General features: G+C 63.4%; 25 protein-coding genes. 9 read left to right on the top strand and 16 right to left on the bottom strand.

Annotated elements, in window-relative coordinates; genetic code table 11:
• Window positions 1-76 precede the first annotated feature (76 nt).
• Window positions 77-1,969 (top strand): propionate-CoA ligase PrpE, encoded by a 1,893-nt coding sequence (gene prpE / locus ISM_RS09440; protein WP_009813925.1) that lies wholly within the window; start codon window positions 77-79, stop codon window positions 1,967-1,969.
• A gap of 24 nt (window positions 1,970-1,993) precedes the next feature.
• Here prpE and ISM_RS09435 read toward each other — a convergent pair whose 3' ends face one another.
• From ISM_RS09435 to ISM_RS09415, 5 genes are all read right to left on the bottom strand, one after another.
• Window positions 1,994-3,091 (bottom strand): Hint domain-containing protein, encoded by a 1,098-nt coding sequence (locus ISM_RS09435; RefSeq protein ID WP_009813924.1) that lies wholly within the window; start codon window positions 3,089-3,091, stop codon window positions 1,994-1,996.
• A 56-nt stretch (window positions 3,092-3,147) separates the two neighbouring features.
• A complete protein-coding gene (locus ISM_RS09430; RefSeq protein WP_009813923.1) occupies window positions 3,148-4,095 on the bottom strand; it encodes a Hint domain-containing protein in 948 nt (315 codons plus the stop codon).
• 313 nt (window positions 4,096-4,408) lie between these two features.
• Complete coding sequence (locus tag ISM_RS09425) at window positions 4,409-5,470, bottom strand: Hint domain-containing protein (RefSeq protein ID WP_009813922.1); 1,062 nt, start codon at window positions 5,468-5,470, stop codon at window positions 4,409-4,411.
• A 259-nt stretch (window positions 5,471-5,729) separates the two neighbouring features.
• Entirely contained in the window at window positions 5,730-5,927 is a 198-nt protein-coding gene (locus ISM_RS09420) for a CsbD family protein (protein ID WP_009813921.1), read from the bottom strand.
• A 263-nt stretch (window positions 5,928-6,190) separates the two neighbouring features.
• Window positions 6,191-6,952 carry an NAD kinase gene (locus ISM_RS09415; protein ID WP_009813920.1) on the bottom strand — a complete coding sequence of 254 codons (762 nt, stop codon included), beginning with the start codon at window positions 6,950-6,952 and terminating at the stop codon, window positions 6,191-6,193.
• A 177-nt stretch (window positions 6,953-7,129) separates the two neighbouring features.
• Between ISM_RS09415 and glyA the strand changes: the two genes are divergently transcribed.
• Entirely contained in the window at window positions 7,130-8,413 is a 1,284-nt protein-coding gene (gene glyA, locus ISM_RS09410; protein WP_009813919.1) for a serine hydroxymethyltransferase, read from the top strand.
• Between the two features lie 79 nt (window positions 8,414-8,492).
• Window positions 8,493-9,383 carry a DUF817 domain-containing protein gene (locus ISM_RS09405; RefSeq protein ID WP_040617992.1) on the top strand — a complete coding sequence of 297 codons (891 nt, stop codon included), beginning with the start codon at window positions 8,493-8,495 and terminating at the stop codon, window positions 9,381-9,383.
• On the opposite strand, the gene ISM_RS09400 is transcribed toward ISM_RS09405, so the two are convergent.
• Window positions 9,322-9,696: a hypothetical protein gene (locus ISM_RS09400; protein WP_009813917.1), complete on the bottom strand. Its 375-nt coding sequence runs from the start codon at window positions 9,694-9,696 to the stop codon at window positions 9,322-9,324. The genes ISM_RS09405 and ISM_RS09400 overlap by 62 nt on opposite strands.
• A gap of 65 nt (window positions 9,697-9,761) precedes the next feature.
• Between ISM_RS09400 and ISM_RS09395 the strand changes: the two genes are divergently transcribed.
• Entirely contained in the window at window positions 9,762-10,535 is a 774-nt protein-coding gene (locus ISM_RS09395; protein WP_009813916.1) for an alpha/beta fold hydrolase, read from the top strand.
• A gap of 9 nt (window positions 10,536-10,544) precedes the next feature.
• On the opposite strand, the gene ISM_RS09390 is transcribed toward ISM_RS09395, so the two are convergent.
• Window positions 10,545-11,546 (bottom strand): polyprenyl synthetase family protein, encoded by a 1,002-nt coding sequence (locus ISM_RS09390; protein WP_009813915.1) that lies wholly within the window; start codon window positions 11,544-11,546, stop codon window positions 10,545-10,547.
• Between the two features lie 55 nt (window positions 11,547-11,601).
• Here ISM_RS09390 and ISM_RS09385 point away from each other — a divergent pair, with 55 nt between their 5' ends.
• The 3 genes from ISM_RS09385 (at window position 11,602) to ISM_RS17980 (ending at window position 12,850) form a co-directional block, all read left to right on the top strand.
• Window positions 11,602-11,817, top strand: a complete 216-nt coding sequence (locus ISM_RS09385; protein WP_009813914.1) for a putative signal transducing protein — start codon at window positions 11,602-11,604, stop codon at window positions 11,815-11,817.
• Entirely contained in the window at window positions 11,810-12,571 is a 762-nt protein-coding gene (locus ISM_RS09380) for a tRNA1(Val) (adenine(37)-N6)-methyltransferase (RefSeq protein ID WP_009813913.1), read from the top strand. The genes ISM_RS09385 and ISM_RS09380 overlap by 8 nt, the downstream gene beginning before the upstream one ends.
• A 108-nt stretch (window positions 12,572-12,679) precedes the next feature.
• Entirely contained in the window at window positions 12,680-12,850 is a 171-nt protein-coding gene (locus ISM_RS17980; protein ID WP_009813912.1) for a YdcH family protein, read from the top strand.
• Between the two features lie 17 nt (window positions 12,851-12,867).
• Here ISM_RS17980 and gcvA read toward each other — a convergent pair whose 3' ends face one another.
• The 4 genes from gcvA to ISM_RS09360 form a co-directional block, all read right to left on the bottom strand.
• Complete coding sequence (gene gcvA / locus ISM_RS09375) at window positions 12,868-13,809, bottom strand: transcriptional regulator GcvA (RefSeq protein ID WP_009813911.1); 942 nt, start codon at window positions 13,807-13,809, stop codon at window positions 12,868-12,870.
• A 317-nt stretch (window positions 13,810-14,126) separates the two neighbouring features.
• Window positions 14,127-14,849: an acetoacetyl-CoA reductase gene (gene phbB / locus ISM_RS09370; protein WP_040617991.1), complete on the bottom strand. Its 723-nt coding sequence runs from the start codon at window positions 14,847-14,849 to the stop codon at window positions 14,127-14,129.
• A 189-nt stretch (window positions 14,850-15,038) separates the two neighbouring features.
• Window positions 15,039-16,214 (bottom strand): acetyl-CoA C-acetyltransferase, encoded by a 1,176-nt coding sequence (locus ISM_RS09365; protein WP_040617990.1) that lies wholly within the window; start codon window positions 16,212-16,214, stop codon window positions 15,039-15,041.
• A 134-nt stretch (window positions 16,215-16,348) separates the two neighbouring features.
• A complete protein-coding gene (locus ISM_RS09360; RefSeq protein WP_040617989.1) occupies window positions 16,349-17,191 on the bottom strand; it encodes an EAL domain-containing protein in 843 nt (280 codons plus the stop codon).
• 366 nt (window positions 17,192-17,557) lie between these two features.
• On the opposite strand from ISM_RS09360, the gene ISM_RS09355 reads away from it, so the two are divergent.
• Window positions 17,558-19,093, top strand: coding sequence for a D-alanyl-D-alanine carboxypeptidase family protein (locus tag ISM_RS09355; protein WP_156783361.1), 1,536 nt, complete (start codon window positions 17,558-17,560; stop codon window positions 19,091-19,093).
• Between the two features lie 6 nt (window positions 19,094-19,099).
• Here the strand turns inward: ISM_RS09355 and ISM_RS09350 are convergent, their stop codons facing one another.
• The gene (locus ISM_RS09350) at window positions 19,100-19,996 is read right to left on the bottom strand and encodes a LysR family transcriptional regulator (protein ID WP_009813905.1); all 897 of its coding nucleotides are present in this window, start codon (window positions 19,994-19,996) and stop codon (window positions 19,100-19,102) included.
• 99 nt (window positions 19,997-20,095) lie between these two features.
• Here ISM_RS09350 and ISM_RS18270 point away from each other — a divergent pair, with 99 nt between their 5' ends.
• Window positions 20,096-20,239: a hypothetical protein gene (locus ISM_RS18270; protein WP_156783360.1), complete on the top strand. Its 144-nt coding sequence runs from the start codon at window positions 20,096-20,098 to the stop codon at window positions 20,237-20,239.
• Here the strand turns inward: ISM_RS18270 and ISM_RS09345 are convergent, their stop codons facing one another.
• From ISM_RS09345 to ISM_RS09330, 4 genes are read right to left on the bottom strand one after another with little or no spacing between them, the layout of a single operon-like run.
• On the bottom strand, window positions 20,240-21,829 hold the full coding sequence (locus tag ISM_RS09345) for an ABC transporter ATP-binding protein (protein WP_009813903.1): 1,590 nt from the start codon (window positions 21,827-21,829) through the stop codon (window positions 20,240-20,242).
• Window positions 21,826-22,935 carry an ABC transporter permease gene (locus ISM_RS09340; protein ID WP_040617988.1) on the bottom strand — a complete coding sequence of 370 codons (1,110 nt, stop codon included), beginning with the start codon at window positions 22,933-22,935 and terminating at the stop codon, window positions 21,826-21,828. Before ISM_RS09340 ends, ISM_RS09345 begins: the two co-directional genes overlap by 4 nt.
• 2 nt (window positions 22,936-22,937) lie before the next feature.
• Complete coding sequence (locus ISM_RS09335) at window positions 22,938-24,026, bottom strand: microcin C ABC transporter permease YejB (RefSeq protein ID WP_009813901.1); 1,089 nt, start codon at window positions 24,024-24,026, stop codon at window positions 22,938-22,940.
• A 7-nt stretch (window positions 24,027-24,033) separates the two neighbouring features.
• Complete coding sequence (locus ISM_RS09330) at window positions 24,034-26,025, bottom strand: extracellular solute-binding protein (RefSeq protein ID WP_040617987.1); 1,992 nt, start codon at window positions 26,023-26,025, stop codon at window positions 24,034-24,036.
• Between the last annotated feature and the right edge of the window lie 191 nt (window positions 26,026-26,216).

Here is a 26,216-nt window from a genome sequence, read left to right as displayed (position 1 = left end):
CCGGTCTGACCCGGAACGGGCTTGCTGTTGGCGGCGCTTCTCCCCTACCTATTGGGCCGGGAGCGAGGAGAAAGACATGGGCTACAAGGCTGTTTACGACGGGTGGAAATCCGACCCCGAGGCGTTCTGGATGCAGGCCGCCGAGGCAATCGACTGGGATCGCGCACCGACACGGGCGCTCTTCGAGCGTGGCGATCACCTCTATGACTGGTTCGCCGACGCGCGGGTCAACACCTGCTACAACGCCGCCGACCGGCATGTGCACGCAGGCCATGGCGACCGGGTGGCGATCATCCACGACAGCCCGATCACCGGCACCAAGGCCAAGATCACCTTTGCCGAGCTGCAATCGCGCACCGCCAGCCTCGCAGGCGCGCTGCGCGACAAGGGCGTGACCAAGGGCGACCGCGTGGTGATCTACATGCCGATGGTGCCCGAGGCGCTGGTCGCCATGCTGGCCTGTGCCCGGCTCGGCGCGATCCATTCCGTGGTCTTCGGCGGTTTTGCCGCCTCCGAGCTCGCCGTGCGGCTCGACGACGCAAAGCCCAAGGCGGTCATCGCCGGCTCTTGCGGGCTCGAACCGGGGCGCGTCGTGCCCTATAAACCGCTGCTCGACGGGGCCATCGACGAGGCCCGGCACAAGCCCGAGTTCACCGTGATCTTTCAACGCGAACCCGAGACCGCCGATCTGGTCGAGGGCCGCGATTTCGACTGGGACGAAATTCAGCGCGACGTGATCCCCGCCGATTGCGTGCCGGTCGAGGGCGATCACCCGGCCTATATCCTCTACACCTCCGGCACCACCGGCGCGCCCAAGGGCGTGGTACGCCCCACCGCGGGCCATCTGGTGGCGCTCAACTGGTCGATGAAGAACATCTACAATGTCGATCCCGGCGATGTGTTCTGGGCCGCCTCCGATGTCGGTTGGGTCGTGGGCCACAGCTACATCTGCTACGGGCCGCTGATTCATGGCAACACCACCATCGTTTTCGAGGGCAAGCCCGTCGGCACCCCCGATGCCGGCACCTTTTGGCGGGTCATTTCCGAGCATAAGGTCAAGAGCTTCTTCACCGCCCCCACCGCCTTTCGCGCCGTGAAACGCGACGACCCCAAAGGCGAGCTCTTGCACAAATACGATCTTTCGGCCCTAGGCGCGATCTATCTCGCGGGCGAACGCGCCGATCCCGATACGATCGAATGGACGCAGAAGATGACCGGCAAACCGGTCTATGACCATTGGTGGCAGACCGAAACCGGCTGGACCATCGCTGGCAACCCGGCCGGGATCGAGGCGCTGCCGGTCAAGCTCGGCTCGCCCACCGTGGCGATGCCCGGCTATGACGTGCAAATTCTCGACGAGGCCGGCCATCCGGTCGCGCCCGGCACGCTCGGCGCCATCGCGATCAAACTGCCGCTGCCGCCGGGCACGCTGCCGACGCTGTGGAACGCCGAGGACCGCTTTCGCAAAAGCTATCTCACCACCTTCCCCGGCTATTACGAGACGGGCGATGCCGGGATGATCGACGAGGACGGCTATCTCTACATCATGGCGCGCACCGATGACGTGATCAACGTGGCCGGGCACCGGCTCTCGACCGGCGGCATGGAAGAGGTGCTCGCGGGTCACCCGGACGTGGCCGAATGTGCGGTGATCGGCGTCTCGGACGATCTCAAGGGGCAGATGCCCGTGGGCTTTCTCTGCCTCAACTCCGGCTGCGACCGCGATCCGCAAGAGATCTGCGCCGAGGTGGTACAGCGCGTGCGACAAAAGATCGGCCCGGTGGCGGCGTTCAAACTGGCCTGCGTGGTCGACCGGCTGCCGAAAACCCGCTCGGGCAAGATCCTGCGCGCCACGATGGTGAGCATCGCCGACGGCAAACCCTACAAGCAGCCCGCCACCATCGACGATCCCGCCATTCTCGACGAGATCACCGAGGCGCTCAAAACCATCGGCTATCCGCGCGGCTGATCCTGGCCCTCCCAGCGGCCCGGCCTACGCGGCACAGCCGCGGCGATCCCTGCCATGTGCCGCATAGCCACGCAGCCGCAGCAGCGCGCCCTCCCGCACCCGCAGGGTCGGGCGCGCCAGCGGGCCATAGGCCTCGGGGCTCAGATCCCGCCCCGGCAGCGCCTGCCGCAGCGCCAGCTGCCCCGCCAGCCCAAGCGCGCCCCGGGCAATCTCGCCGGGGTAGAGGCTTTCCGACAGGCAGCCTTCGGCATGAATGATCTGGTGGCGGTCGAAGAGAAGATGGCAATAGCTCACCCCCCGCCGCGACACGCGGGTGATCTGCTGCCCGTCCACCAGCGCGATGGCGGGCACCAGCACCTCTGACGCGCCGAACAGCAGCTCGGCCCGCCAATCCGACACCAGCATCCGGTGCTGCGGCGACACCCAGAGCGTCCGGTCATTGCCCAGCGCCCCGCGCGCGATCCGCACCGGGGCAAGCCGCCCGACGCCGAGCACCTCCATCTGCCCCAGCCAGCGCAGCGGTTGCCAGCCATGGTCCAGCGTGCGCAGCCGGTCCCCGGGCTGCAGCGTCTCGATCCGGCGCGGCCCGCGATCCGTCGCGATCAGGGTGCCCGCCATGAAACAGACCGCCTGCGCCCCCATCTCGGAATGGGCGCGCGTGTCGCTGTTGTGGACCTGCGCGTTAGCGACGGTCAGCACCGTATCGGGCGGCGGCGGCGTGCCGATGAAGATCAGGTAATAGCCATCCTCACCAGCGCTGTCGGCGCGGCTGTCGCCATCGAGATCGGCATCGATCACGGCGATCTCATAGGTGTTGGTGCCATCGGTGACCGAAAAGCTGTAATCATAGATCACCGCGCGGTCGACACCGGCGATATTCATCGTCTGCTGGCTGTTGCCGCCAATGTCATGCTGGGCGGCGAACCCTTCGTTATCGGCGTCAGGATCGCCATTGAACTGGGTCGCATCAGTGCGCTCTTCGCGGACATTGGTTCGGGTCATGCTCCCGGTCCAGGACCAGGTATCCCCGACATTCGCAAAGAGCCCATAATTGGCCGACCCACCGTTCAAGGTGGTCTGGGTGCCGCGAATCGTCTGCGCATAGCTGAAATAGATGGGCATGGTGGCCTGCCTCCGACTGATCGGGGACAGGTCACCATGTTTAGCTTAAAATTCGATTAGCTGAAGCGCAAAACCCGCGCCTCATGCGCTCGCGGCGCCATCCGGGCCAAGGGCCCATAGCGTTCGCCACAGAGCGGATCATTGGGATCGAGATCCTGAAACAAGCGGCGCAGCTCGGCGACGCTCTCCTTGGCCATGCCGGCCATCGCCTGCGGCCCGGGATGCAGGCTCTCCGACGGGGCGCCTTCGGCAAAGACGATCTGATGCGCCTCGAACAGCATGTGACAATAGAGAACCTCGGGCATCGGTTGCCGGGTGATCCCGTTGCGCCCGACGAGCGAGGTCGCGGGCAGGATCACCTCCCTTTCGCCAAAGGCCAGCTCGACCTGCCAATCGGACAAGAGCATGCGGTGCTGCGGCGAGACCCAGAGATCGCGACTGTTGCCCAAAGCGCCTTCGCGGATGCGCACCGGCGCAAAGGCACCGCGCCCCGGCACCCGACGCATCGCCATCATCATCAGCGGCTGATAGCCATTGTCATAGGTCTGGACGAGATCACCGGGCCGCAGCGTTTCAATCGGGCGCGGCCCTTTGGCCGTGTGGATCAAGGTGCCGCTGAGGAAACAGACAACCTGCCCGCCCATATTGCTATGCGCCCGGGTGCTGGTGTTGTCCGTGATCGACTGCGTCACGTTCAGATTGGTATTGGGCGGCGGCGGGGTGCCGATGAAAATGAGGTAATAGCCATCCTCGCCCGCGCTGTCAGATCGGCTATCCCCATCGAGGTCGATGTCGATGACCGCCACCTCATAGCTGGTCGTGCCATCGCTGACGGTGAAGCTGAAATCATAGATAGCGGCGCGGTCGACACCGTTGATGTTCATCGTCTGCTGGCTGTTGCCGCCGATATTATGCTGGGCGCTAAAGCCTTCGTTATCATTGTCGGCGTCGCCGTTGAACTGAGTCGCGTCATTGCGCTCCTCGCGGACATTGGTCTGAAACATGCTGCCGCTATAGGACCATGTCCCGCCGCTTGGCGGAGCGTTGCTATAGTTAAACGACGACCCGTTTACGGTCGATTGGGTTCCCCGGATCACCTGGGAATAGGAAAAAAAGATTGCCATCGTCACTCACACGTTACCTAGCGCCGGAAACAGCAGCGCCTACCAGAGCTGACTAGCCCAAAAAAATGTCGGAAATAAGGTGAAAATGGCGCACTCAGGCACCGCAGATCGCCCGCTCGTTTCCCCACGAACGGTCTGCTCGTTCTTCTACAAACGGCGGCAATGGGCGCGTCTTGGCCGTTTGCGCCGCCGCTCAGGCCGCCTGTTGGCCCATCATCTCGGCCAGCGCCCCACGGATCACCGGCCGCGCAGTCTCGCGCTCGCCCTGCCCCATGCGCTCTGGATCAAGCTCGGGAAACAGCGCCAAGAGCTCGGCCCGGCTTTCGTCCGAGAGGCCAAGGATCGCCTGACGCCCCGGGTGCAGGCTCTCCGAGGCACAGCCTTCGGCCATGACGATCTGATGCTTGTCGAAAAGCATGTGACAATAGGTGACCCGTGCCACCGGCTGGCGCAGGATCGTGCGGTCATTGACCAATCGCTTGGCCGCCACCAGAACCTCCGGCTCGCCGGACCAGAGCTCGGCCCGCCAGTCGGCAATGAGCATCCGGTGCTGCGGCGACACCCAGAGATCGCGGCTGTTGCCCAGCGCGCCTTCGCGGATCAGCACCGGCGCAAAATTGCCGTGGCCGACCACCGTGCGCTGCCCGAGCCAGCGCAGCGGCTGATAGCCCTCGTCGCGGGTAAAGATCATGTCGCCCGGTTGCAGCGTCTCGATGGCCCGTGGCCCGTCGATGGTCTGGATCAGCGTGCCCGCCGCGAAACAGACCGCCTGCCCGCCCATGCTGGCATGGGTGCGGTTGTCGCTGTTGTCGACAATGCCCTGCGAGGTCAGCGGCGTGTTGGCCGGCGGCGGCGTGCCGAGGAACAAGAGATAATACCCGTCCTCGCCCGTATCATTCAGATCGCCATCATTGTTGAGATCGACGTCGATCACCGCGACGTCATAGGTGTTGCCGGACGCATCGCGCACCCGGAAGGTATAATCATAGATGACCGCCCGCGCCGTGCCATCGATCTCGACCGATTGCTCGCCGGATTGCCCGACGCGCATGGTGGATTGGGTCTCTTCGTTGGTCGGGTCGCCGTTGTAATAGCTGGCGTTGGGGTCTTGTTCGTAGACCGTATGGGTAAAGCTCGAGCCCGACCATTGCCATGTCGACCCGTTGGCAGGCGCCACGTTATAGGCAAAGGAATTGCCGTTCACGGTGCTCTGCGTGCCCCGGATCGTGTTGTCGTAGCTAAAATATGCCGGCATCTCTGCCTCTTACCCTTGCAGCACGTCCCTCGCACATCTTCCGCGCGCCGGGGCCGGGCATGTTCTTTTGTTTTTGATTTTAACGGGCGGATTTTTCCGCTGCTCGACACTCATAAAATACACAGCCGCGCCTCACCTCGGCTTTAGGGATGTTAGCACTTCTTTAAAGAAATTCAACGGCCCGCCCCGAAAAGGGCGGGCCTGCGTGTCAAAACGGCGTCACTCGGCGGGACAGCTCGGCTTGGCCGGTCGGCTTGACTTACATCCGCGATGCGAAGTCATCGACCTCGCGCTCGGCCTCTTCCTTGGCCATGCCGTATTTCTCCTGCAGCTTGCCGATGAGCTGCTCGCGCTCGCCCGCGGCCTCTTGCAGGTCGTCATCGGTCAGCTTGCCCCATTGTTCACGGGCCTGACCGGTCATCTGCTTCCAGTTGCCTTTGACTTGATCCCAATTCATGGTGCTCTCCTTCACACGTTTCCAAAATCATACTTTGTCGCGAGAGCCGTCATGCTCTCGGGGGATCAACCCGGAGCCCCTCGGCAAGTTCCGGGCTTGGCAGGGGATCGGCGAAAAGCTGCGTCGATGATTGGCGGGACTGCACGGCCCGATGGCGCGATTTCAGGCTAAATTAGCGCCATTTTGCGCACTGTCGCTTTACCGTCGAAATACCGACGCATTACCGACAGGCCGTTTTGCGCTGTTTTCGAGGGGGTTATGCCTCAGACGAACTGCTCGCGCAGCAGCCGCTCTTCGAGCCCATGACCGGGATCAAAGAGAATGCGATGGGCGATTTTCGGCTCTGACGCCACCTCGACCCAGAGCACGTTTTCCACATGCCGGCTGTCGGCATCGGCCATCACCGGGCGCTTGTCGGGCTCGATCACATCGAACCGCACCTTGGCCGCTTTCGGCAGCAAAGCCCCCCGCCACCGCCGCGGCCGAAACGCCGCCACCGCGGTCAGCGCCAGCACATCCGACCCGATAGGCAGGATAGGCCCGTGGGCACTGTAATTATAGGCGGTTGAGCCTGCGGGCGTGGCCAAAAGCGCCCCGTCACAGACAAGCTCATCGAGCCGCGTGTGCCCATCCACGGTGATCCTGAGCTTGGCCGCCTGCGGCCCGCCCCGCAACAGCGACACCTCGTTGATCGCCAAGGCCTCATAGTCGCGCCCATCGGTCGTCCGCGCCCGCATCCGCAACGGGTTGATGACCTCTTCCCCCGCCACCGCGAGCCGCGCCGGAAGGTCCTCGGCGCCATATTCATTCATCAGGAAACCAACGGTGCCCCGGTTCATCCCATAGACCGGCACATCGAGGCTCTGGGTCCGATGCAGCGTCGCCAGCATGAACCCATCGCCCCCCAGCGCCACGATCACATCCGCCTCTGCCTCGGGCACATCGCCATAGCGCTTGGCCAGCACCGTGCGGGCGCGCTTGGCGCTCGTGACATCGCTGGCAACAAAGGCGATCCGATCGGTCATTGGGCCATGGCTCCTGTTTCCCATAGGCACAATCCGGGGCGGATTAGCGCCACTTCCCCTCGACCTGCACCATCAGTGTCGTTGTCGCAAGCACAATTGTCGAAATAAAGGCTTACAGGCCGGGTGGTTTCCGATAGGAAATCGCCTGACTGCACTTGTTAGACGGAGCAATAACAGATGTCCGATTCCGGTTTCTTCACCGAATCCCTGAGCCAGCGCGACCCCGAGCTGCATGACGCCATCACCCAAGAACTGGGCCGTCAGCGCGACGAGATCGAGCTGATCGCGAGCGAGAACATCGTCTCGGCCGCCGTGATGGAGGCCCAGGGCTCTGTCATGACCAACAAATACGCCGAAGGCTATCCGGGCCGCCGCTACTATGGTGGCTGCCAATATGTCGACGTGGCCGAGAACCTCGCCATCGACCGCGCCAAACAGCTCTTCGGCTGCGAATTTGCCAACGTGCAACCCAACTCGGGCAGCCAGGCCAACCAGGGCGTGTTCCAGGCGCTGCTGCAGCCCGGCGACACGATCCTCGGCATGAACCTCGCCTCGGGCGGTCACCTGACCCATGGCGCGGCCCCCAACCAGTCGGGCAAATGGTTCAACGCCGTGCAATATGGCGTGCGCAAACAGGACAATCTGATCGACTATGACGAGGTCGAAGCGCTGGCCAAAGAACACCAGCCCAAGCTGATCATCGCCGGCGGCTCTGCCATCCCGCGCGTCATCGACTTTGCCAAGATGCGCGAGATCGCCGACAGCGTCGGCGCGCTGTTGCATGTCGACATGGCGCATTTCGCCGGTCTCGTCGCGGCAGGCGAACATCCCTCGCCCTTCCCGCATGCCCATGTGGCCACCACCACCACGCACAAGACGCTGCGCGGCCCCCGTGGCGGCATGATCCTCACCAATGACGAGGCAATCGCCAAAAAGGTCAACTCGGCCATTTTCCCGGGCATCCAGGGCGGCCCCCTGATGCATGTGATCGCCGCCAAGGCCGTGGCCTTTGGCGAGGCGCTGCGCCCCGAGTTCAAACAATACATGAAACAGGTGCGCGCCAATGCCGACGCGCTCGCCGATCAGCTGATCAAGGGCGGTCTCGACATCGTCACCGGCGGCACAGACACCCATGTCATGCTCGTCGACCTGCGCCCCAAGAAGGTGACCGGCAACATCACCGACGCGGCCCTCGGTCGCGCCCATATCACCACCAACAAGAACGGTATCCCGTTCGACCCGGAAAAGCCCACGGTGACCTCGGGCATCCGTCTCGGCACCCCCGCCGGCACCACCCGTGGCTTCAAAGAGGCCGAGTTCCGCCAGATCGCCGACTGGATCGTCGAAGTGGTGGACGGGCTTGCCGCCAACGGTCCCGATGGCAATGACGAGGTCGAGGCCAAGGTCCGTGCGGAAGTGGCCGAATTGTGCGCCCGCTTCCCGCTCTACCCGAACCACTAAGCCACAGTTAGGCCACAGATCGACCTGATCTTGAGGGCGGCGCTGGACAGACCGGCGCCGCCCTTGTCATATCCGGAACATGAGTACGACACGCCGGATAGAACGCCAGCTCGGCGACTGGATGCGCGCCCGGCTTCCCGGCTGGGCCGCAGAACTTGTGATGTTTGCGCTCAAGATGGGCTGGTCGGCGATCTTCGGGATATGCCTGCTGCTCGCCATCATCGGCACCCGCGCGATCTGGTCCGATGCGATGCCGGTCTATCGCTACGACCTACTCGTCGTCGTGGCGGTCGGGCTTCAGGCGGCCTTTCTCTGGCTCGGGCTCGAAACCTGGGAAGAGGCGCGGGTGATCTTGCTCTTTCACCTCACCGGAACTGCAATGGAAATCTTCAAGGTCCATGCCGGGTCCTGGTCCTATCCCGAACCGGGGCTTTTGAAGCTCTATGGCGTGCCGCTCTTCTCGGGCTTCATGTACGCCAGCGTCGGCAGCTTCATGGCCCGGACGATCCGCGTCTTCGACATGCGCTTCGCCCCCTTCCCGCCGTTCTGGACAACGCTCGTCCTCGCGGTGGCGATCTATGTGAATTTCTTCTCGCACCATTTCCTGCCCGACATCCGGTTGGGGCTGTTTGCCGCCACGGTGCTGCTCTTTCTGCGGACGCGGATCTGGTACCGGATCGGCGACAATCTCTACTGGATGCCGCTGCCGCTCGCCGCGTTTCTCTCGGCCATCTTCCTCTGGATCGCCGAGAATATCGGCACGATGACCGGCACTTGGGTCTATTCCGGTCAGGCGCGGCTCGAACTGGTGAGCCTGGGCAAACTCGGCTCGTGGTATCTGCTGCTCTATGTGGCCTTCGTCACGGTGACCTTCGTCGTCCGCCGCCCGCTGAGCCGCCAGCCGCTGCTCAGATCAGATCTTGCCACTTCAGAACAAAGATCAGAAAGCCGAGCACCAGCAACAGGTTGAACACGATCGTCCCGGTGAGCGCGAGGGCCAGCCCCTTGCGCCGCTCCACCGGGTTCACCGTCTCAAGATGGCGGTCAAACGTGTCAAAGGCGCGGTCCGTCTCCTCGCCATCGACCTGCAGCCAGAGCTTGGGGATGCCGCGCCGCGCCTGCGCCTCGGTGAGCATCCGCCCCGCCTTTTGCACCCGTTTCGGCAGCCGCCGACCCGCCCGCCGCAGCTTGGCCCGCAGATCACGCCCGCCCACGCCGCATTTCTTATGCAGCGCGTCTTCGAGGCGCGACACCCTGGCATCAAACACGGCCTGATCGATCATCTTGCATCCCTTCCACGCATATTCCGCGATTTACGCGATTTGCGACACACGGTAAAGCTGGGCCCATGTTGAACCAGATCACACATGGCACCCCGACCGCCGCCCGCCCCCTCCTAATCGTTCACGGGCTCTACGGTTCCGCCCGCAATTGGGGCGTGATCGCCAAACGGCTGTCGGATGCCCGACAGGTGGTGGCGGTGGATCAGCGCAACCACGGCGCCAGCCCCCGCACCGAGAGCCACAGCTATCCGGACATGGCGGCCGATCTCGCCGAGGTGATCGAGGCCCATGGCGCGCCGATGCATGTGATGGGCCATTCCATGGGCGGCAAGGCGGCGATGGTACTGGCCCTGACCCGGCCCGAGCTGATCGCGAGCCTCACGGTCGCCGATATCGCGCCGGTGGCCTATGGCCATTCGCAGCTCAAATATGCCGAGGCGATGCGCGGGATTGACCTGTCGGGGATCGAACGCCGCTCGGACGTGCAGGCGCTCCTCGAGCCGGTCATCGACGATCCGGCGCTGGTGCCGTTCTTTCTGCAATCGGTGGATGTGAAAACGAAATCCTGGGTGCTCAACCTCGACACGCTGGCCCGTGAAATGCCCAAGATCATGGAGTTTCCCGAGATGAGCGGCAGCTTCTCCGGTCCGACGCTTTTCCTCACCGGGGCCGCCTCCGACTATGTCAGCCGCGAAGATCGGCCGCGCATCACCGCGCTCTTCCCGCAGGCGCGTTTCGTGAAAATCCCCGAAGCCGGCCATTGGCTCCACGCCGACAAACCGCGCGAGTTCGAGGCCGCGATGCGCGCCTGGCTCGACCGTCAGGACAAGGCCAGCTAACCCACCGGCCTAGCTGACCCGCGCCACCACGTAATCCGACAGATCGCCGAGCATATCGCGCACCGGATGCGCCGGCAGCTTGGCCAGCGCCGCCTGCGCCCGCGCCGCCCAGCCCTGCGCATCGGCAAGCGTCTCTTCGAGCGCGCGATGCTTGTGCAACAGCGCAATCGCATGGTCGAGATCACCCTCGCCCTGCGCGCCCTTCTCAATCGTCCGCCGCCAGAAGGCGCGCTCGGTCTCATCCGCCTTGGCAATCGCCTTGATCAACGGCAGGGTCAGCTTGCGCTCGCGGAAATCATCCCCGACATTCTTGCCGGTCTTGGCGCTATCGCCTTGGAAATCCAAGAGATCATCGGCAATCTGGAACGCAATGCCGAGCGCATCCCCATAATCATAAAGCGCCCCGGTCACCTCGTCCGAGGCCCCGGCAATCACCCCACCCACTTCGGTCGCCGCCGAAAACAACGCCGCCGTCTTGCCACGCACCACCTGGAGATAGGTGGCCTCCGTCGTCGCAATATCGCGCGACGCGGTCAGCTGCAGCACCTCGCCCTCCGCGATGGTCGCCGAGGCATTGGCGAGAATATCGAGCACCCGAAGCGATCCGGTCTCGACCATGAGCTGAAAGGACCGCGAAAAGAGGTAATCGCCGACCAGAACGCTCGATTTATTGTCCCACAGCAGGTTCGCCGTCGGCCGCCCCCGGCGCTGACCGCTCTCATCCACCACATCATCATGCAAAAGCGTGGCGGTGTGGATGAATTCGACCGTCGCCGCGAGCCGCTCGTCGTGGTCGCCCTCATAGCCACAGATCGCCGCCGCCGCGAGGGTGAGCATCGGGCGCAGGCGCTTTCCGCCCGCCTCAACCAGATGCGCCGTGACTTCGGGGATGCGCGGCGCGTGTTCCGACGCCATCCGCGCCCGGATCAGCGCGTTGACCGCCTCCATTTTCGGGGCAAATTGACGTGCCAAACGGTCATGCGGTTTCGTCGCTGCGTCATCGAGGCTCATGCGTAAATCCGTCTCGCCACTCGACATTCGCCGATGGCTCCCTTTATGTCATCCCATGAAACTTCTGCTCCGTAGCACCGATCCCGCGACCATTGCCTTTGCCCAAGCATTGCTTCAGGGCGAGGGTATAGACTGCTTTGAAATGGACGTAAATATGAGCGTCCTCGAGGGCGGAATAGGCATATTCCCGCGCCGGTTGATGGTGCGCGAACGAGATCACGCAAGGGCCGAGCGCGCGCTGCAGGACAACGGGATTGCCACCGATGGCTGAGACCACCCAGAACGCGTTTCTGGGCGGCCGACTGACCATCACGCAGCCCGTTCAGGGCTATCGCGCCGGGGTCGATCCGGTGCTGCTCGCGGCCTCTGTTCCGGCTCGGGAAGGTGAAACAGCGCTTGATCTGGGCTGCGGTGTCGGGGTCGCAGGGCTCTGCCTCGCCGCGCGCGTGCCGGGTGTCGCCGTGACCGGGCTCGAGCTACAGCCCGATTATGCCGCGCTGGCCCGCGCCAATGCCACGGCCAACGGTCTGCCCTTCGAGGTGATCGAAGGCGATCTCGCCACCATGCCCGAGGCGATCAAATCGCGCCGTTTCGATCACGTTTTGGTCAACCCGCCCTATTTCGACCGCAAGGCCAGCCGCCCCGCCCAGCACAAGGGCCGCGAGACCGCCATGGGCGAGGCCACGCCGCTCGCGCTCTGGGTCGAGATGGCCGCGCGCCGCGCCGCGCCGGGGGGCAGCGTCACCTTCATCCATCGCGCCGAACGCCTGCCCGATCTGCTCGGTCACATGGCCGCGCATCTCGGCAGCCTCGAACTTCTCCCCCTCGCGCCACGGCGCGGACGCGAGGCCCGGCTCTGCCTGTTGCGGGGCCGCAAGGAGGGACGTGCAAATTTTCGCTTGCATGCGCCATGGATTTTGCACGCTGGGGATGAACATCCCGGCGACCGGGAAAATTACACGGATGCAACGGCTTGCGTGCTGCGCTCTGGCGCGTCCCTCGGGTTTGACGGGCTGGCTCGCTAAAATCCTTACCGTTTCCTGCGGCAAGATGCTGCGCGCGCAGCGTGACAAATATATGAAACTGTGCTGCACTCATCCCGTTCACGTTGTTCAGATGAGAGGAGACCATGAATGAGCCTGAGTTCGCATGTCGAGGAATTGAAGAAAAAACACCAAAACCTCTCGGTGAAAGTTGAAGAAGCGCAGCGAGCGCCTGGATCGAACGATCTGGAAATCGCCTCTCTCAAAAAACAAAAGCTGAAGCTCAAGGAAGAGATCGAACGTCTGTCCATCTCCGCCTGACGGCCTAGCCTGCCCCGTTAGGACCGGGGCGGTTCGACAATGTCGAAATCGCGATCATGCGCCGAAATCATTGCGGTCTCGGCCATGATCCACTCGCGAAACGCAGCAATCTGGGGCCGGCTCTCGGCCCCTTTTGCGCAGATGAACCGATAATGCGCCCCGGTGGCCAGCGCCATGCGAAACGGCGCAACAAGCCGCCCTTCGCGCAGCATCCGATTGGTCAGGCTGCCCCGGCCAAGCACCGCCCCCGCCCCCGACAGCGCCGCATCAAGCGCATGATCCGCCTGCGAAAACCGCTGCCCGGTCCAGTTCCGCTCGGGCAGGCCGGCCTGTGCGAACCACGCAGGCCAATCGACCGCCGGGCTCAGGAACCGGATGTCGTCTTGATGGATGAGCGGCACCTCCGCCATCCCCTCACCTGTGCCAAACTCCGCCGCCAGCGCAGGCGACATCATCGGCGTCGCCCATTCCTGCAGGAACGGCTCTGAAAAGAGCTCCGGCCCATCCGGCCCATAGCCAAAGCGGATCGCCACATCCACATCGCTATGGGTCAACTCGACCAGCGACAGCCCGGCGCTCAGCCGCAGCTCGATCTCGGGATGCGCCTGCGCAAAGCTATAGAGCCGCGGCGCCAGCAGGATCGCGGTAAAGGCCGGGCCCGCCGTCACCGTCAGCGACATATGATCGGTGATCCGCCGCGCCGCCCGCCACGCCACCTCCAGCATTTCGAACCCGTCCCGCGCCCCGGGGGCCAGCGCCCGCCCCGCCTCGGTCAGCTCTACCGCCCGATTGAGCCGATGAAACAGCGGCGCGCCAAGATGCTCTTCGAGCGATTTGATCTGAAAGGAAAGCGCCGCCGGGGTCACGTGCAATTCCCCTGCCGCGCGTTGAAAGGACATATGCCGGGCGGCGGCCTCAAAGGCACGCAGGGCGGTCAGGGGAGGAAGACGGTCAGCCATTTCAGTTAAATACAGCTTAACTGAACAAATAGAAACTCTCGTTTGTCGCCAAGGTTCATAAGGCGCATATTTGCTACAGTTCAAGTTTACCAATCTGAGGAGAGTTTAGATGTTTGAAATTGCATCCGATCGCAAAACCCGTAGCGCCTATACCCGCGCCCATGATGCCCGCGGCGATCTGATCCGGGACCTCTGGCAGCGCCTCTTCGGGCGTCGCTGAACACCCAACCCCTTCCGCGACCGTTACACGCCGCCACAAGGGAAAAGGGCCGGTCGCCTCCACGACCGGCCCTTGCCATTCCTGCCTCTGCGCAGGCTCAGACGAAGAACTGCGCCCCGTTGGCCGAAATCGTCGACCCGTTGATGAATTGCGAATCGTCCGAGGCGAGGAAGGCCACACAGCGTGCGATCTCTTCCGGCTCGCCAAGACGGCCCGCCGGGATCTGTGCGATGATCGACTCGCGCACCTTCTCTGGCACCGCCATGACCATTTCGGTGGCGATATAGCCGGGGCAGATGGCGTTGGCGGTGATGCCCGCGCGCGCGCCTTCCTGCGCCAGCGATTTCACGATGCCCAGATCGCCCGCCTTGGTCGCGGCATAGTTCACCTGCGCGAACTGCCCCTTCTGCCCGTTGATCGAGCTGATGACGATGACCCGCCCGAACTTGCGCTCGCGCATGCCGGGCCAGACCGGGTGCACGGTGTTGAAGACGCCGGTCAGGTTGGTGTCGATCACCTCTTTCCACTGATCGGGGGTCATCTTGTGGAACGGCGCATCGCGGGTGATGCCGGCGTTTGCCACGACGATGTCGATCGGGCCGAGATCGGCTTCGACCTTGGCGATGCCCGCGGCGCTCTCCTCGTAATCCGCGACATTCCATTTGTAGGTCTGGATGCCGGTTTCCTTGGTAAAGGCAGCGGCGGCCTCGTCATTGCCTGCATAGGTGGCGGCCACTGTGTGGCCTTCGGCCTTCAGAGCCTTGGAAATGGCGGCACCAATACCGCGGCTGCCACCGGTGACGAGGGCTGTTCTGGTCATGTTACTCTCCTGTAGACTCAGTTACCTTTGTAACTTGGTTATCCTTACCGCTCCGAATGCGCAATATTATTACCGAAATAAAATTGCCGCAGCGCAGCTATTTTTGGCATCTTTTTGTGACAGAATGATAAATGCCTATAAAAAAGGCGCCCTTGCGAGGCGCCTTTCTGTCGTTCAGACCGCGCGGGCTTAGCCCCGCTCGACGCAGAGGGCGACGCCCATGCCGCCACCGATGCAAAGCGTGGCAAGGCCCTTCTTGGCGTCGCGGCGCTGCATTTCAAACAGCAGCGTGTTGAGCACGCGACAGCCCGAGGCCCCGATCGGGTGACCGATGGCGATGGCGCCACCATTGACGTTCACCACCTCAGGGTCCCAGCCCATCTCTTTGTTGACCGCGCAGGCCTGGGCGGCAAAGGCTTCGTTCGCCTCCACCAGATCGAGGTCGCTGGCTTTCCAGCCGGCTTTCTCGAGCGCCTTGCGCGAGGCGTTGACCGGGCCCACGCCCATGATCGCCGGGTCGAGACCGGCGGTCGCATAGGACACGATCCGCGCCAGCGGGGTGATGCCGCGTTTCTCGGCCTCTTCCGCGCTCATCAGCAGGGTCGCTGCCGCCCCATCGTTGAGGCCGCTGGCATTGGCCGCGGTGACCGAGCCGTCCTTGGTAAAGGCGGGGCGCATCTTCTGCATCGCCTCGAGCGTCGCGCCATGGCGGATATATTCGTCCTTATCCACCACGATGTCGCCTTTGCGGGTCGATACGGTAAAGGGCACGATCTCATCGTCGAACTTGCCGGCCTTCTGCGCCGCTTCGGCCTTGTTCTGGCTGGCGAGCGCGAATTCATCCTGCTGCTCGCGGCTAATCTGCCATTTCTCGGCAACGTTTTCGGCGGTTTGACCCATGTGATAGCCGTTGAACGCATCCCAAAGACCGTCACGGATCATCGAGTCGATATATTTCACATCGCCCATCTTATGGCCCGCGCGCAGATGCGCGACATGGGGGCTGAGCGTCATGTTTTCCTGACCACCGGCCGCCACGATCTTGGCATCGCCGAGCATGATATGCTGTGCGCCCAGCGCCACGGCCCGCAGACCCGAGCCACAGACCTGGTTGATGCCCCAGGCGGCGCTCTCGATGGGCAGACCTGCATTCACATGCGCCTGACGCGCCGGGTTCTGGCCTTGGCCTGCGGTCAGCACCTGACCGAGGATCGTTTCCGACACGTCGCCCTTATCGACGCCCGCACGTTCGCACACGGCACTCAGCACGGCTGCGCCGAGATCATGCGCAGGAGTATTGGCAAAAGATCCGCCGAACGAACCCACGGCCGTCCGCGCAGCCGAAGCGATCACAACATTAGTCATAGAGTATGTCCCCACCTAAAAAGTTCTGGCCGGACAGGATCCGGGCGCAGAGACGCGCCCAGGCATGATTCCCCCCCGGTTCTCGGGAAATGTAGCCCAGCCATTGCAACGCAGCAACGTCACGCTGGCGCGGCTCAGGCGCGCACCCGCCTGTCATCCCTGACGAGCCAGGCCGGGCGCACCGACGGCGCCCCATAGAAATACCCCTGAAGACAGTCGATCCCGATGGCCTGAAGATAGGCCGCATCCTCTGCCCGCTCGACGCTTTCGGCAACGGTGAACATGTCGAATTGCTTGGCAATCGTGGCGAGCGCCGAGGTGAGCACCTGATTGTCCGGGTCGCGGGCGATGCCGCGAATGAACTGACCGTCGATCTTGAGAATGTCGAAATAGAACTGCTTGAGATAGCGAAAGGAGGTATAGCCCGCGCCGAAATTATCGAGCGCAAAGCTCACCCCTTTATGCTGCAGCTTCTCCATGAATCCGGTCACCAGCTCGGGCACCACCATGGCCGAACTTTCGGTGATCTCGAGGATAAGACGCTCCGCCACCGTCGGATCGCGGCGCATCCCGCGTTCGAGCGCCTGCATCCAGCGCGGATAGCCGATGGACCGCGCCGACATATTGATCGACAGCCGCAGATCCGAGTGTTCGGCCAGGGTCAGCATGCCCTTTTCCAGCGCCAGACAATCCACGATCCGCCCGGTTTCCGTGGTCTCGATCGCATCAATGAACTCGCGCGCGGGGATAATCCGGCCGGTTTCATCCAGGATCCGCACCAACCCCTCGTAAAAGGCCACGTGATCCACATTCTGCGCCGGCACCACCGGCTGATAGGCCAGCATGACCTGCTTGTGGCGCACCGCCGCATCGACCATTTCGATCACCGACCGGTCCCGCGCCGACACCGCATATGACAGAGGATCTTGATGATCCGGCGGTATATCCGCCCATTTCGCCCTACCCTTCGCAACCATGTCAGTCTCCGCGTTACCCGGCGATCAGGATGACGCGGCCCGCCTAAAGAAGGTTTAAGAATTTCGCTCCAATCCCCGGCGACCGGGGGCTTTCTGAGACTGTGGTTAACGCCCGCTTACCCCGCGACGCGCCACGCCGATGGCCCAGGCCGCCCGGCAAATCTCTGCCGACACTTTTTCGCCACATTGGCAGGTGTGGTGAGAGCCCAACGCCAGACCCCCTACATGTAGAAGGAAACGCTCGAAACTCACCATAAAACCGTTGAAAATGAATACTTTAAATGAAGAGCCACCTGTGCTAACGTCATTTCAATAAAACAAGTCAGCCGAAAAATCGGCGGCACGAGGCAGTAGAAGAGCAGAGTCATGAAAACGCGGAAACGGCAGCCGCTCCGCTGGGTATTGCTGGCATTGGCCACGCTATGGATGGTCGTGATCGTCCCCCTGAGCGCCGCAGCGGCCCCCTATGCAGCCATGGTCATCGACGCAAGGTCTGGCGAGGTGCTGCATTCACGAAACGCTGACAGCCGGCTTCACCCGGCCTCCCTGACCAAGATGATGACACTCTATGTCGTCTTCGAGGCGGTGGAAAACGGCGAGATCAGCCTCGACGACACGATCACCATCTCGCGCCACGCGGCGAGCGAACCGCCTTCGAAACTGGGGCTCCGGGCCGGCCAGAAGATCAAGCTGCGCTACCTGATCCGCGCCGCTGCGGTCAAATCCGCCAATGACGCGGCCACCGCGCTGGGCGAGGCGATCGAGGGCTCCGAGGCCCGGTTTGCCCGCCGCATGACCCGCACCGCCAAGGCGCTGGGCATGACGCGCACCACCTTCAAGAACGCCCATGGCCTGACCGAGGACGGCCATCTGTCGACCGCGCGGGACATGACGACGCTCGGGCGGCACCTGTTCTATGACTTCCCCGAATATTACAATCTCTTCTCGCGGGTCGAAACCGACGCGGGCGTGCGCAGCGTGTCGAACACCAACCGCCGCCTGCTGAGCGCCTACAAGGGCGCCGATGGCATCAAGACGGGCTACACCCGCGCCGCCGGGTTCAACCTCGTCGCCAGCGCCGAGCGTGGCAATGAACGGATCATCGCCACCGTCTTTGGCGGCCGCTCCTCGCACAGCCGCAACGCCGAAGTGGCCGAGCTTCTCGATCTGGGCTTCGCGCGCGCGCCGCGCCGTGTGGCGGTCAACAAACCCGCACGCCCGCCCTATTATGGCAAGATCGGCGGCTCGGATGATGCGCCGGACGGCACCCCGGGCGGCACTTCGAAAACCGTGCGCCTCGCCGCTGCCGCCGCTGTGAAGAAGAGCCTGCGGCCAAGCGCCCGCCCGGTCCCAGACACCCCCGACACTGCCACCCTTGTGGCCGAGGCCGATGTCGCCGCGACACCGACCCTGCCCACAGTGGTTCAGGACGACATTCAGCAGGCGCTGGCCCAGGCGATCGAGCTCAAGCCCGAAACGCCCGAGGTCGCCCCGCAAGAGGATACCGTCGTTGCAGCCGCCACCCCGGTCACTGATATCGAGCTGCCCGACCCCGTTCTGGTGAGCGTGAAACCCGCCGCCCGGCCCAAGGATCTGGTGCTCGCGGCGCTGCCCGAAACCGCGCCGGAACCGCAGGTGGTGACCCGCGTCTCGACCTCCGGCGGGCGCAACTGGGGCATCAACGTCGGCCGCTATCCGAGCGAGTACAAGGCCCGCAAGGTGCTCTTGAAAACCGCGCTGAGCGAGGTTGGCACGCTGGATGACGCGCTGCGCAAGGTGGTGGAACGGCGCGGCGGCTATGATGCGAATTTCATGGGGCTGACCCGGGAAACCGCCGATCTCGCCTGCCGCCGCCTGCAGGCCAAGCAGGTCACCTGCTTCATGGTCGATCCCGGCAGCTAAGGGGCCTCAGGCGGCCCCCGCTGCCGCGCCCCGCCCCATCAGCCAACGGATGAAGGTCTTGGTCACCGGGCGCTGCACGCCCGGCCGCGTCACGATGTAATACCCATTGTCGCTCTGATGCTCATAGAGCAGCCGCAGCCGCCCCGCCTCGAGGTCCTTCTCGACAAAGGCGCGCGTCACCACGGCCACCCCCTGCCCGTCCCGCGCCGCATCCAAAAGCAAATTCCCCGGAAGCTGCACCCGCCGCGCCGGCGGTCCCTCCGAGGGGCCGATCACCCCCATCTCTTCCAAGAGAAGATTGGCCTCTGACCGCCCCATATCCTGCAGCACGGGATAGCGCGCCAGAACCGACAGGTTGCAGATCGGGTCCTCGCCCACTAGGCTGGGCGCCCCCACCAGCAACATGGGCGAGCGCAGCAAAAGCTGCGTCTCCACCCCCGGCCAATCCCCCGCCCCATAGCGCAGCGCCACGTCGATGCCGCCGGGGTCGAGCGTTTGCAGCTCGGCCGAGGCGCTGAGGATCAGGTGGGTGCCGGGATGGGCCTCGTGAAACTGCGGCATCTGCGGCATGAGCCAACCCGCCGCGAACATCGGCGTCGTGGCGATATGCAAGGGCCGCGCCGCATCCGCCCCGGTGAGCGCCTCGACCGAAGCCGCAATCGCGCCAAACCCGGTGCGCAGCGCCGAGGCGAGCTGTCGCCCCTCGACAGTGAGCGCCATCGCCCGCCCGCTCCGGTCCACCAGCGCCACGCCCATATGGGTCTCGAGCGCCCGCAACTGCTGGCTGATCGCCGCGTGACTGACGTTGAGCGCGGTGCCCGCCGAGATCACCGACCCGGTCTCCGCAAAGGCCGCAAAGGCACGCAGCGCGGTCAGCGGCGGCAGGGTCAGCCAATCTATCATGTAATTAAACCTTACATATCGGATTTATTGCTGATTAGCAGAATAGCCATGATAGGCGCATATTCCAACCATGGAAACCACAGAAAAAGGATCGAAACCATGTTGGGAATTCTTGCACAGAGCTTCAGAACCGCCGCCCGCATGCAGCCGCAAAGCTACAACCACTGGGGCCGGCGCACCCGCTTTGACGACCGCCGCGAGGCTGAACTGGTCGCGCATACCGAAGGCCGCCGTCGCGACTGATCAGCCGTCACGCTCCATCGCCGCCTGCAACAGGCTCTTGGCATAGTCGGTCTGGGGACGCTCGAACAGCTCCTCAGCCGACCCCGCCTCAATCACATCGCCCTGTTTCATCACCATGATCTTGTGGCTCATGGCACGCACCACATTAAGGTCGTGACTGATGAACAGATAGGCCAGCCCGTATTTCTGCTGCAACCGGCGCAGCAGATCGACAATCTGCACCTGCACCGTCATATCGAGCGCCGAGGTCGGCTCGTCCAGCACCACCAGCTTGGGCCGCAGGATCATCGCCCGCGCGATCGCGATCCGCTGCCGCTGCCCGCCGGAAAACTCATGCGGAAACCGGTCCATGCTGTCCTCGGGCAGTTCGACCTCGCGCAGCACCTCGGCCACCAGCTCGCGCTCGGGACGGCCATCCGGATTGCCATGCACGCCGAGCCCCTCGGCGATGATCTGGGCACAGGTCATCCGCGGGCTGAGGCTGCCGAACGGGTCCTGAAACACGATCTGCATATCCTTGCGATGCCGCCGCAGCGCCCGCGTCGACCATTTTCGCATATCCTCCCCGAGAAAGCGCAACCCGCCCTCCGAGCTGATCAACCGCATGATCGCCATGGCGAGCGTGGTCTTGCCGGACCCGCTCTCGCCCACGACACCCAGCGTCTCGCCCGCCCGCACCGAAAGAGACGCGTCATTGACCGCCTTCACATGGCCCACCGTGCGTTTGAGCAGGCCCTTCTGGATCGGGAACCAGACCCGCAGATTGTCGGCCCGCACGATCTCGGGCGCGTTCTCGGCCACCGGCTCGGGCCGCCCCGCCGCCCGCGCCGCCAATAGCTTTTGCGTATAGGGATGCTGCGGCGCGTCGAACACCTCGCGCGTCGGCCCATGCTCGACGATGCGGCCATCCTTCATCACGCAAACCCGGTCGGCGATGCGGCTGACAATGCCCAGATCATGGGTGATGAACAAAAGTCCCATGTTCTCTTCGCGCTTGAGCTCGGCCAGCAGCTCGAGAATCTGCGCCTGAATGGTCACATCGAGCGCCGTGGTCGGCTCGTCCGCGATAAGGATATCGGGCTTGTTGGCGAGCGCCATGGCGATCATCACCCGCTGCCGCTGACCCCCCGAGAGTTGATGGGGATAGGCCGAGAGCCGCGTTTCCGGGTCGCGAATGCCAACCCGGGTGAGCAGCTCGACAATCCGCGCCCGCGCCGCTGCGCCCGTGATCCCCTGATGCAGCTCAAGGCTCTCCGCCAATTGCTTTTCCAGCGTGTGCAGCGGGTTGAGCGAGGTCATCGGCTCTTGGAAGATAAAGCTGATGTCGTTGCCGCGCACCTGCCGCAAGAGCTTCTCGCTGGCGCCGATCATCTCCTGCCCGTCATAGGTGACCGAGCCACCGACATGGGCCGACCCGCCGAGCAGCGACACGGTGCTCAGCGCCGTCACCGACTTGCCCGAGCCGCTTTCGCCAACCAGCGCCACGGTCTCGCCCCGGTCGACATCGAAGGACACGCCATGCACACAGGCCTTGCGCTGCCCATCCTGAGAAAAGCTGATGCAGAGATCGCGGACCTTCAGAAGGCTCATTCGAATGTCTTCCTCGGGTCAAACGCATCCCGCACGCCTTCAAAGATGAAGACCAGAAGCGACAGCATGATGGCAAAGGTGAAAAAGGCGGTAAAGGCGAGCCAGGGCGCCTGCAGGTTAAACTGCGCCTGGCGGGTCAACTCGCCGAGGCTCGGGGCCGAGCTCGGCAGACCGAAGCCAAGGAAATCGAGCATTGCCAAAAGGGCAATCGTGCCGGTGATGATAAAGGGCAGCATGGTGAGCGTCGCCACCATCGCATTGGGCAGCATATGGCGCATCATGATGCGCAGGTTCCCAACACCGAGCGCCTTGGCCGCGCGCACATATTCGAGGTTGCGGGCGCGCAGGAACTCGGCCCGCACCACCCCCACCAGCGCCATCCAGCCAAAGAGCACGGTGATCCCCACCAAGAGCCAGAAACTTCGCGGCAGGATCGAAAACAGGATGATGATCACATAGAGCTGCGGGGTCGAGCTCCAGATTTCGATCGCCCGCTGAAACACCAGATCGACCCACCCGCCGAAATAGCCCTGCACCGCCCCGGCCAGCACGCCAATCACCGTCGACAGCGCGGTGACGATCAGCGCGAACAGCACCGACAGGCGAAAGCCATAGATCACCCGCGCCATGACATCGCGCTTGGTGTCATCGGTGCCGAGCCAATTTTCGCTATTGCGCGGCAAAGGCGCCGCGCCGGGCCGGTCCACCGCCGTATCGTAGGAATAGGGAATGATCGGCCAGAGCGTCCAGCCCTTCTCGATCGCCTCGCCCGCGACCTCGCCATCCTGCGCGTCCTCGATCACCCCTTCCGGGTCGTCGAAACAGGCATCAAGCCCGCCCGAGACGATGAGACATTCCACCTCGGGATCACGATAGATCGCCTCGGTCTGGAAATCCCCGCCAAAGGCGGTCTCAGGGTAGAATTTGAAAATCGGCATCCGGTACTCGCCGCGATATTGCACGAGGATCGGTTTGTCATTGGCGACGAACTCGGCCATCAGCGTGATCGAGAAAATCACGCTGAACAGGATGAGCGACCAATAGGCGCGCCGGTTGCGGCAGAAATTGCGCCAGCGCCTGCGGGTCAGGGGGGACGGGTTGAACATGCTCATCCCTCCCGCCGGTCGAAATCGATGCGCGGATCGACCAGCACATACATCAGGTCGCTGAGAATGCCGACCACGAGGCTGATCAGGCCAAAGATGAACAGCGTGCCGAACATCACCGGATAGTCACGCCCCACCGCCGCCTCATAGCCAAGCCGCCCCAGCCCATCGAGCGTGAAGATCGTCTCGATGAGAAGGCTGCCGCCAAAAAACACGCCGATGAACACCGCCGGAAAGCCCGCGATCACAATGAGCATCGCATTGCGAAAGACATGGCCATACATGACCCGGCTCTCGCTAAGCCCCTTGGCCCGCGCCGTCATCACATAGTGTTTCTTGATCTCGTCGAGAAAGCTGTTCTTGGTGAGCAGGGTCAGCGTCGCGAAACTGCCGATCAGCATGGCGGTCACCGGCAGCACGATATGCCACAGGTAATCGCCCACCTTGCCCAGGAGGGTCAGCTCTTCGAAATTGTCCGAAGTCAGCCCACGCAGCGGGAATATCTGCCAATGACTGCCCCCGGCAAAGAGCACCAGCAACAGCACCGCGAACAGAAAGGACGGGATGGCATAGGCCGCGATGATCACGCCGCTCGTCCAGGTGTCAAAGCGCGATCCATCATGCACCGCCTTGCGAATGCCGAGAGGGATCGAAATGAGATAGGCCAAAAGCGTCGACCACAGGCCGAGCGTGATCGACACCGGCAGCTTTTCCAGCACCAGATCGGTCACCGACACTTTGCGGAAATAGCTCTCGCCGAAATCGAACCGCATGTAGTTCCACATCATATTGAGGAACCGCTCGAGCGGCGGTTTGTCGAGACCGAACTGCGCCTCGAGCTCCTTGATGAACTCGGGCGGCAGACCGCGTGCACCGAGATAGCCTTCGTTCTCGAACTCGCCCGCCGTGGTGGTGGTGTCCCCCGCCCCGCCGGAGATGCTCGAAAACGCGTCACCCTCGCCCTGCATATTGGCGATGATCTGCTCCACCGGCCCGCCGGGGACGAATTGCACCAAGGCAAAGTTGATGACCATGATCCCGAGAAGCGTCGGAATGATCAGCAACAGCCTGCGAAGAATATAGGCCCCCATTGGCGGCTTACCTCACTGCGCCAGCGGACTTGAGCGCCGCGGCCTTCTCCGCATCATACCACCAGAAATCGAGCGCCCCCAGCGCATAGGGCGGCTGCGGCTCGGGATGGCCATACATATCCCAATAGGCGACCCAGTAATCGGGCGCATAGCCGGTGGGCAGGACAAAGAACTCATGCCGCAGCACCCGGTCGAGGGCGCGCACGGTCATGTCTTCTTCTTCCTGACTCTCAGTGAGCAGCGATTTCTCGATGATCTCATCGACCACCGGACTGGCAAGCCCCGCCGGGTTAAAGAGCGAATATTCCGCCGCCTCCGAGCCAAAGCGCTGGGCCAGCCCGGTGCCAGTGCCGGTGAGCGCCGGATAGCCGTCAAAGACCAGATCATAATCCCGGTCCCGCTCGCGTTTGGTGTATTGCGCCGCATCGACAATCTCGAGCCGCGCATCGATCCCCATCTTCTCGAGGTTCGAGATATAGTTTTCCGCCAGCGCCCGGTCGCTCGCATCGGCATTGGCCGAGGCCAGGAAATCAATGCGCAGCGGCTCGCCCTTGGCGTTCTGACGCTTGCCATCCGCCCCCACGGGCCAGCCCGCCTCATCCAAGAGCTTCATCGCCTGCCGCAGGGTCTTGCGGGTGACGAGCCGATCCGGGTCCGACACATGCGGCTCCCAGGGCGCCTCGGTCAGCACCGTCTCGGGCAGTTCGGCCGCTAACCCTTCGAGAAACGCCTTTTCCTCGCCCTCGGGCACGCCCTGCGCCTCGAGATGGGTGCCGGTCGCAAAGGACCGCTGCTGTTCATAGAGACCGAAGTTGAGCGATTTATTGGTCCATTCGAAATTGAACCCCAGCGCCACCGCCTCGCGCACCCGACGGTCTTTGAACACGTCCGACCCGAGGTTGAACACGATGCCCGTCATCGCCGGCGGCTGCCCATTGGCCAGCTCCTCGCGCTTGACCCAGCCCTTCTCGATCGCCGGGAAATCGTAAAAGCTCGCCCATTGCTTGGCGTCGCTCTCGGTGCGGAAGGTCACCTCGCCCGCCCGGAACGCGGCAAAGGCGCTGTCGGAATTGCCGAAATAATCGAGCCGGATACGGTCGAAATTATGCCGGCCCTTGTTGATCGGCAGGTCCCAGCCCCAATAGTCCGGGTTGCGCTTGTAGGTGATGCGCCGCGGCGGATCGGCCTCTTCGAGCATATAGGGCCCCGAGCCCGGCGAAATCTCCATCCGCGATTCGTCGAGCCGCGCGCCGGTCTCCTCGTACCAGGCCTTGGACCAGACCGGCACCGTGCCGACCTGATCGATCAGGCTGCGCCGCGAGATGCCTTCGGCAAAGTAGAACTTGATCGTGTGATCGTCGAGAACCTCGACCTTGGGGATGCGTTTGCGCACCGCCTCCGCATAGGATTTGAGCCCCTGATCGAGCAGCAGATTGTGGCTGAAGGCCACATCATGGGCGGTGACCGGCGTGCCGTCGGAAAACCGCGCCTCGGGGCGCATGTGAAAGATCACCCAATCCTTGGTCACCGGATATTCGAGGCTCTCGGCCAAGAGCCCGTACATCTCGTCTTCCTGATCGGCGGGCAAGGCACCGCTGCCGGCCAGCACCTGACCCAGCAGGCTCTCATACATCACCGTCGACAGCGCCCCGGCCCGGCCCAGCCGCGTATAGGGGTTCATCGAATCAAACGTGCCGCTCAGGGCGAGGGAAATCTCGCCGCCCTTGGGCGCGTCGGGATTGACGTAGTTGAAATGCGGATAATCCGCCGGATAGCTCAGATTGCCGAAATAGGAATAGCCATGGGTCTTGATGATCTCGACCTCAGAGGCCTCTGATGTCTCGGCGGCGGCATCCGCGCTCTGCGCCTGCGCCATGCTCCCCGCATGACCCCCGGCAAGGAAGACCCCAATCCCCAGCATCGCGGCGCCAAGCCCCCTCGCCACCCAAGTCCGCCCCATACTCCGGGCCCCTGTGAGCGCGTTTGTCGATGCCGTCATGAACTTTCCTCCCTTTGGGGATTGATTTGGCCTCAGTCACTGTCTTTGCAAGCTAAATCCGTGACCTAGGGACAATCAAGCGACATTCCCCCTGTCACCGCCCCGATCGGCAAGTATCACCCTATTGGCCCAAGAAAAAACCGCCCGGCGTGCAGGCCGGGCGGTTCTCAAACACTCAGGTCTCCGAGGCG

Source organism: Roseovarius nubinhibens ISM (genome assembly GCF_000152625.1).
In the GTDB taxonomy this organism is placed as follows: Bacteria; Pseudomonadota; Alphaproteobacteria; order Rhodobacterales; family Rhodobacteraceae; genus Roseovarius; species Roseovarius nubinhibens.
The sequence above is the reverse complement of the archived record's forward strand: the minus strand, read 5'-3'. Positions and strand labels throughout refer to the sequence as shown.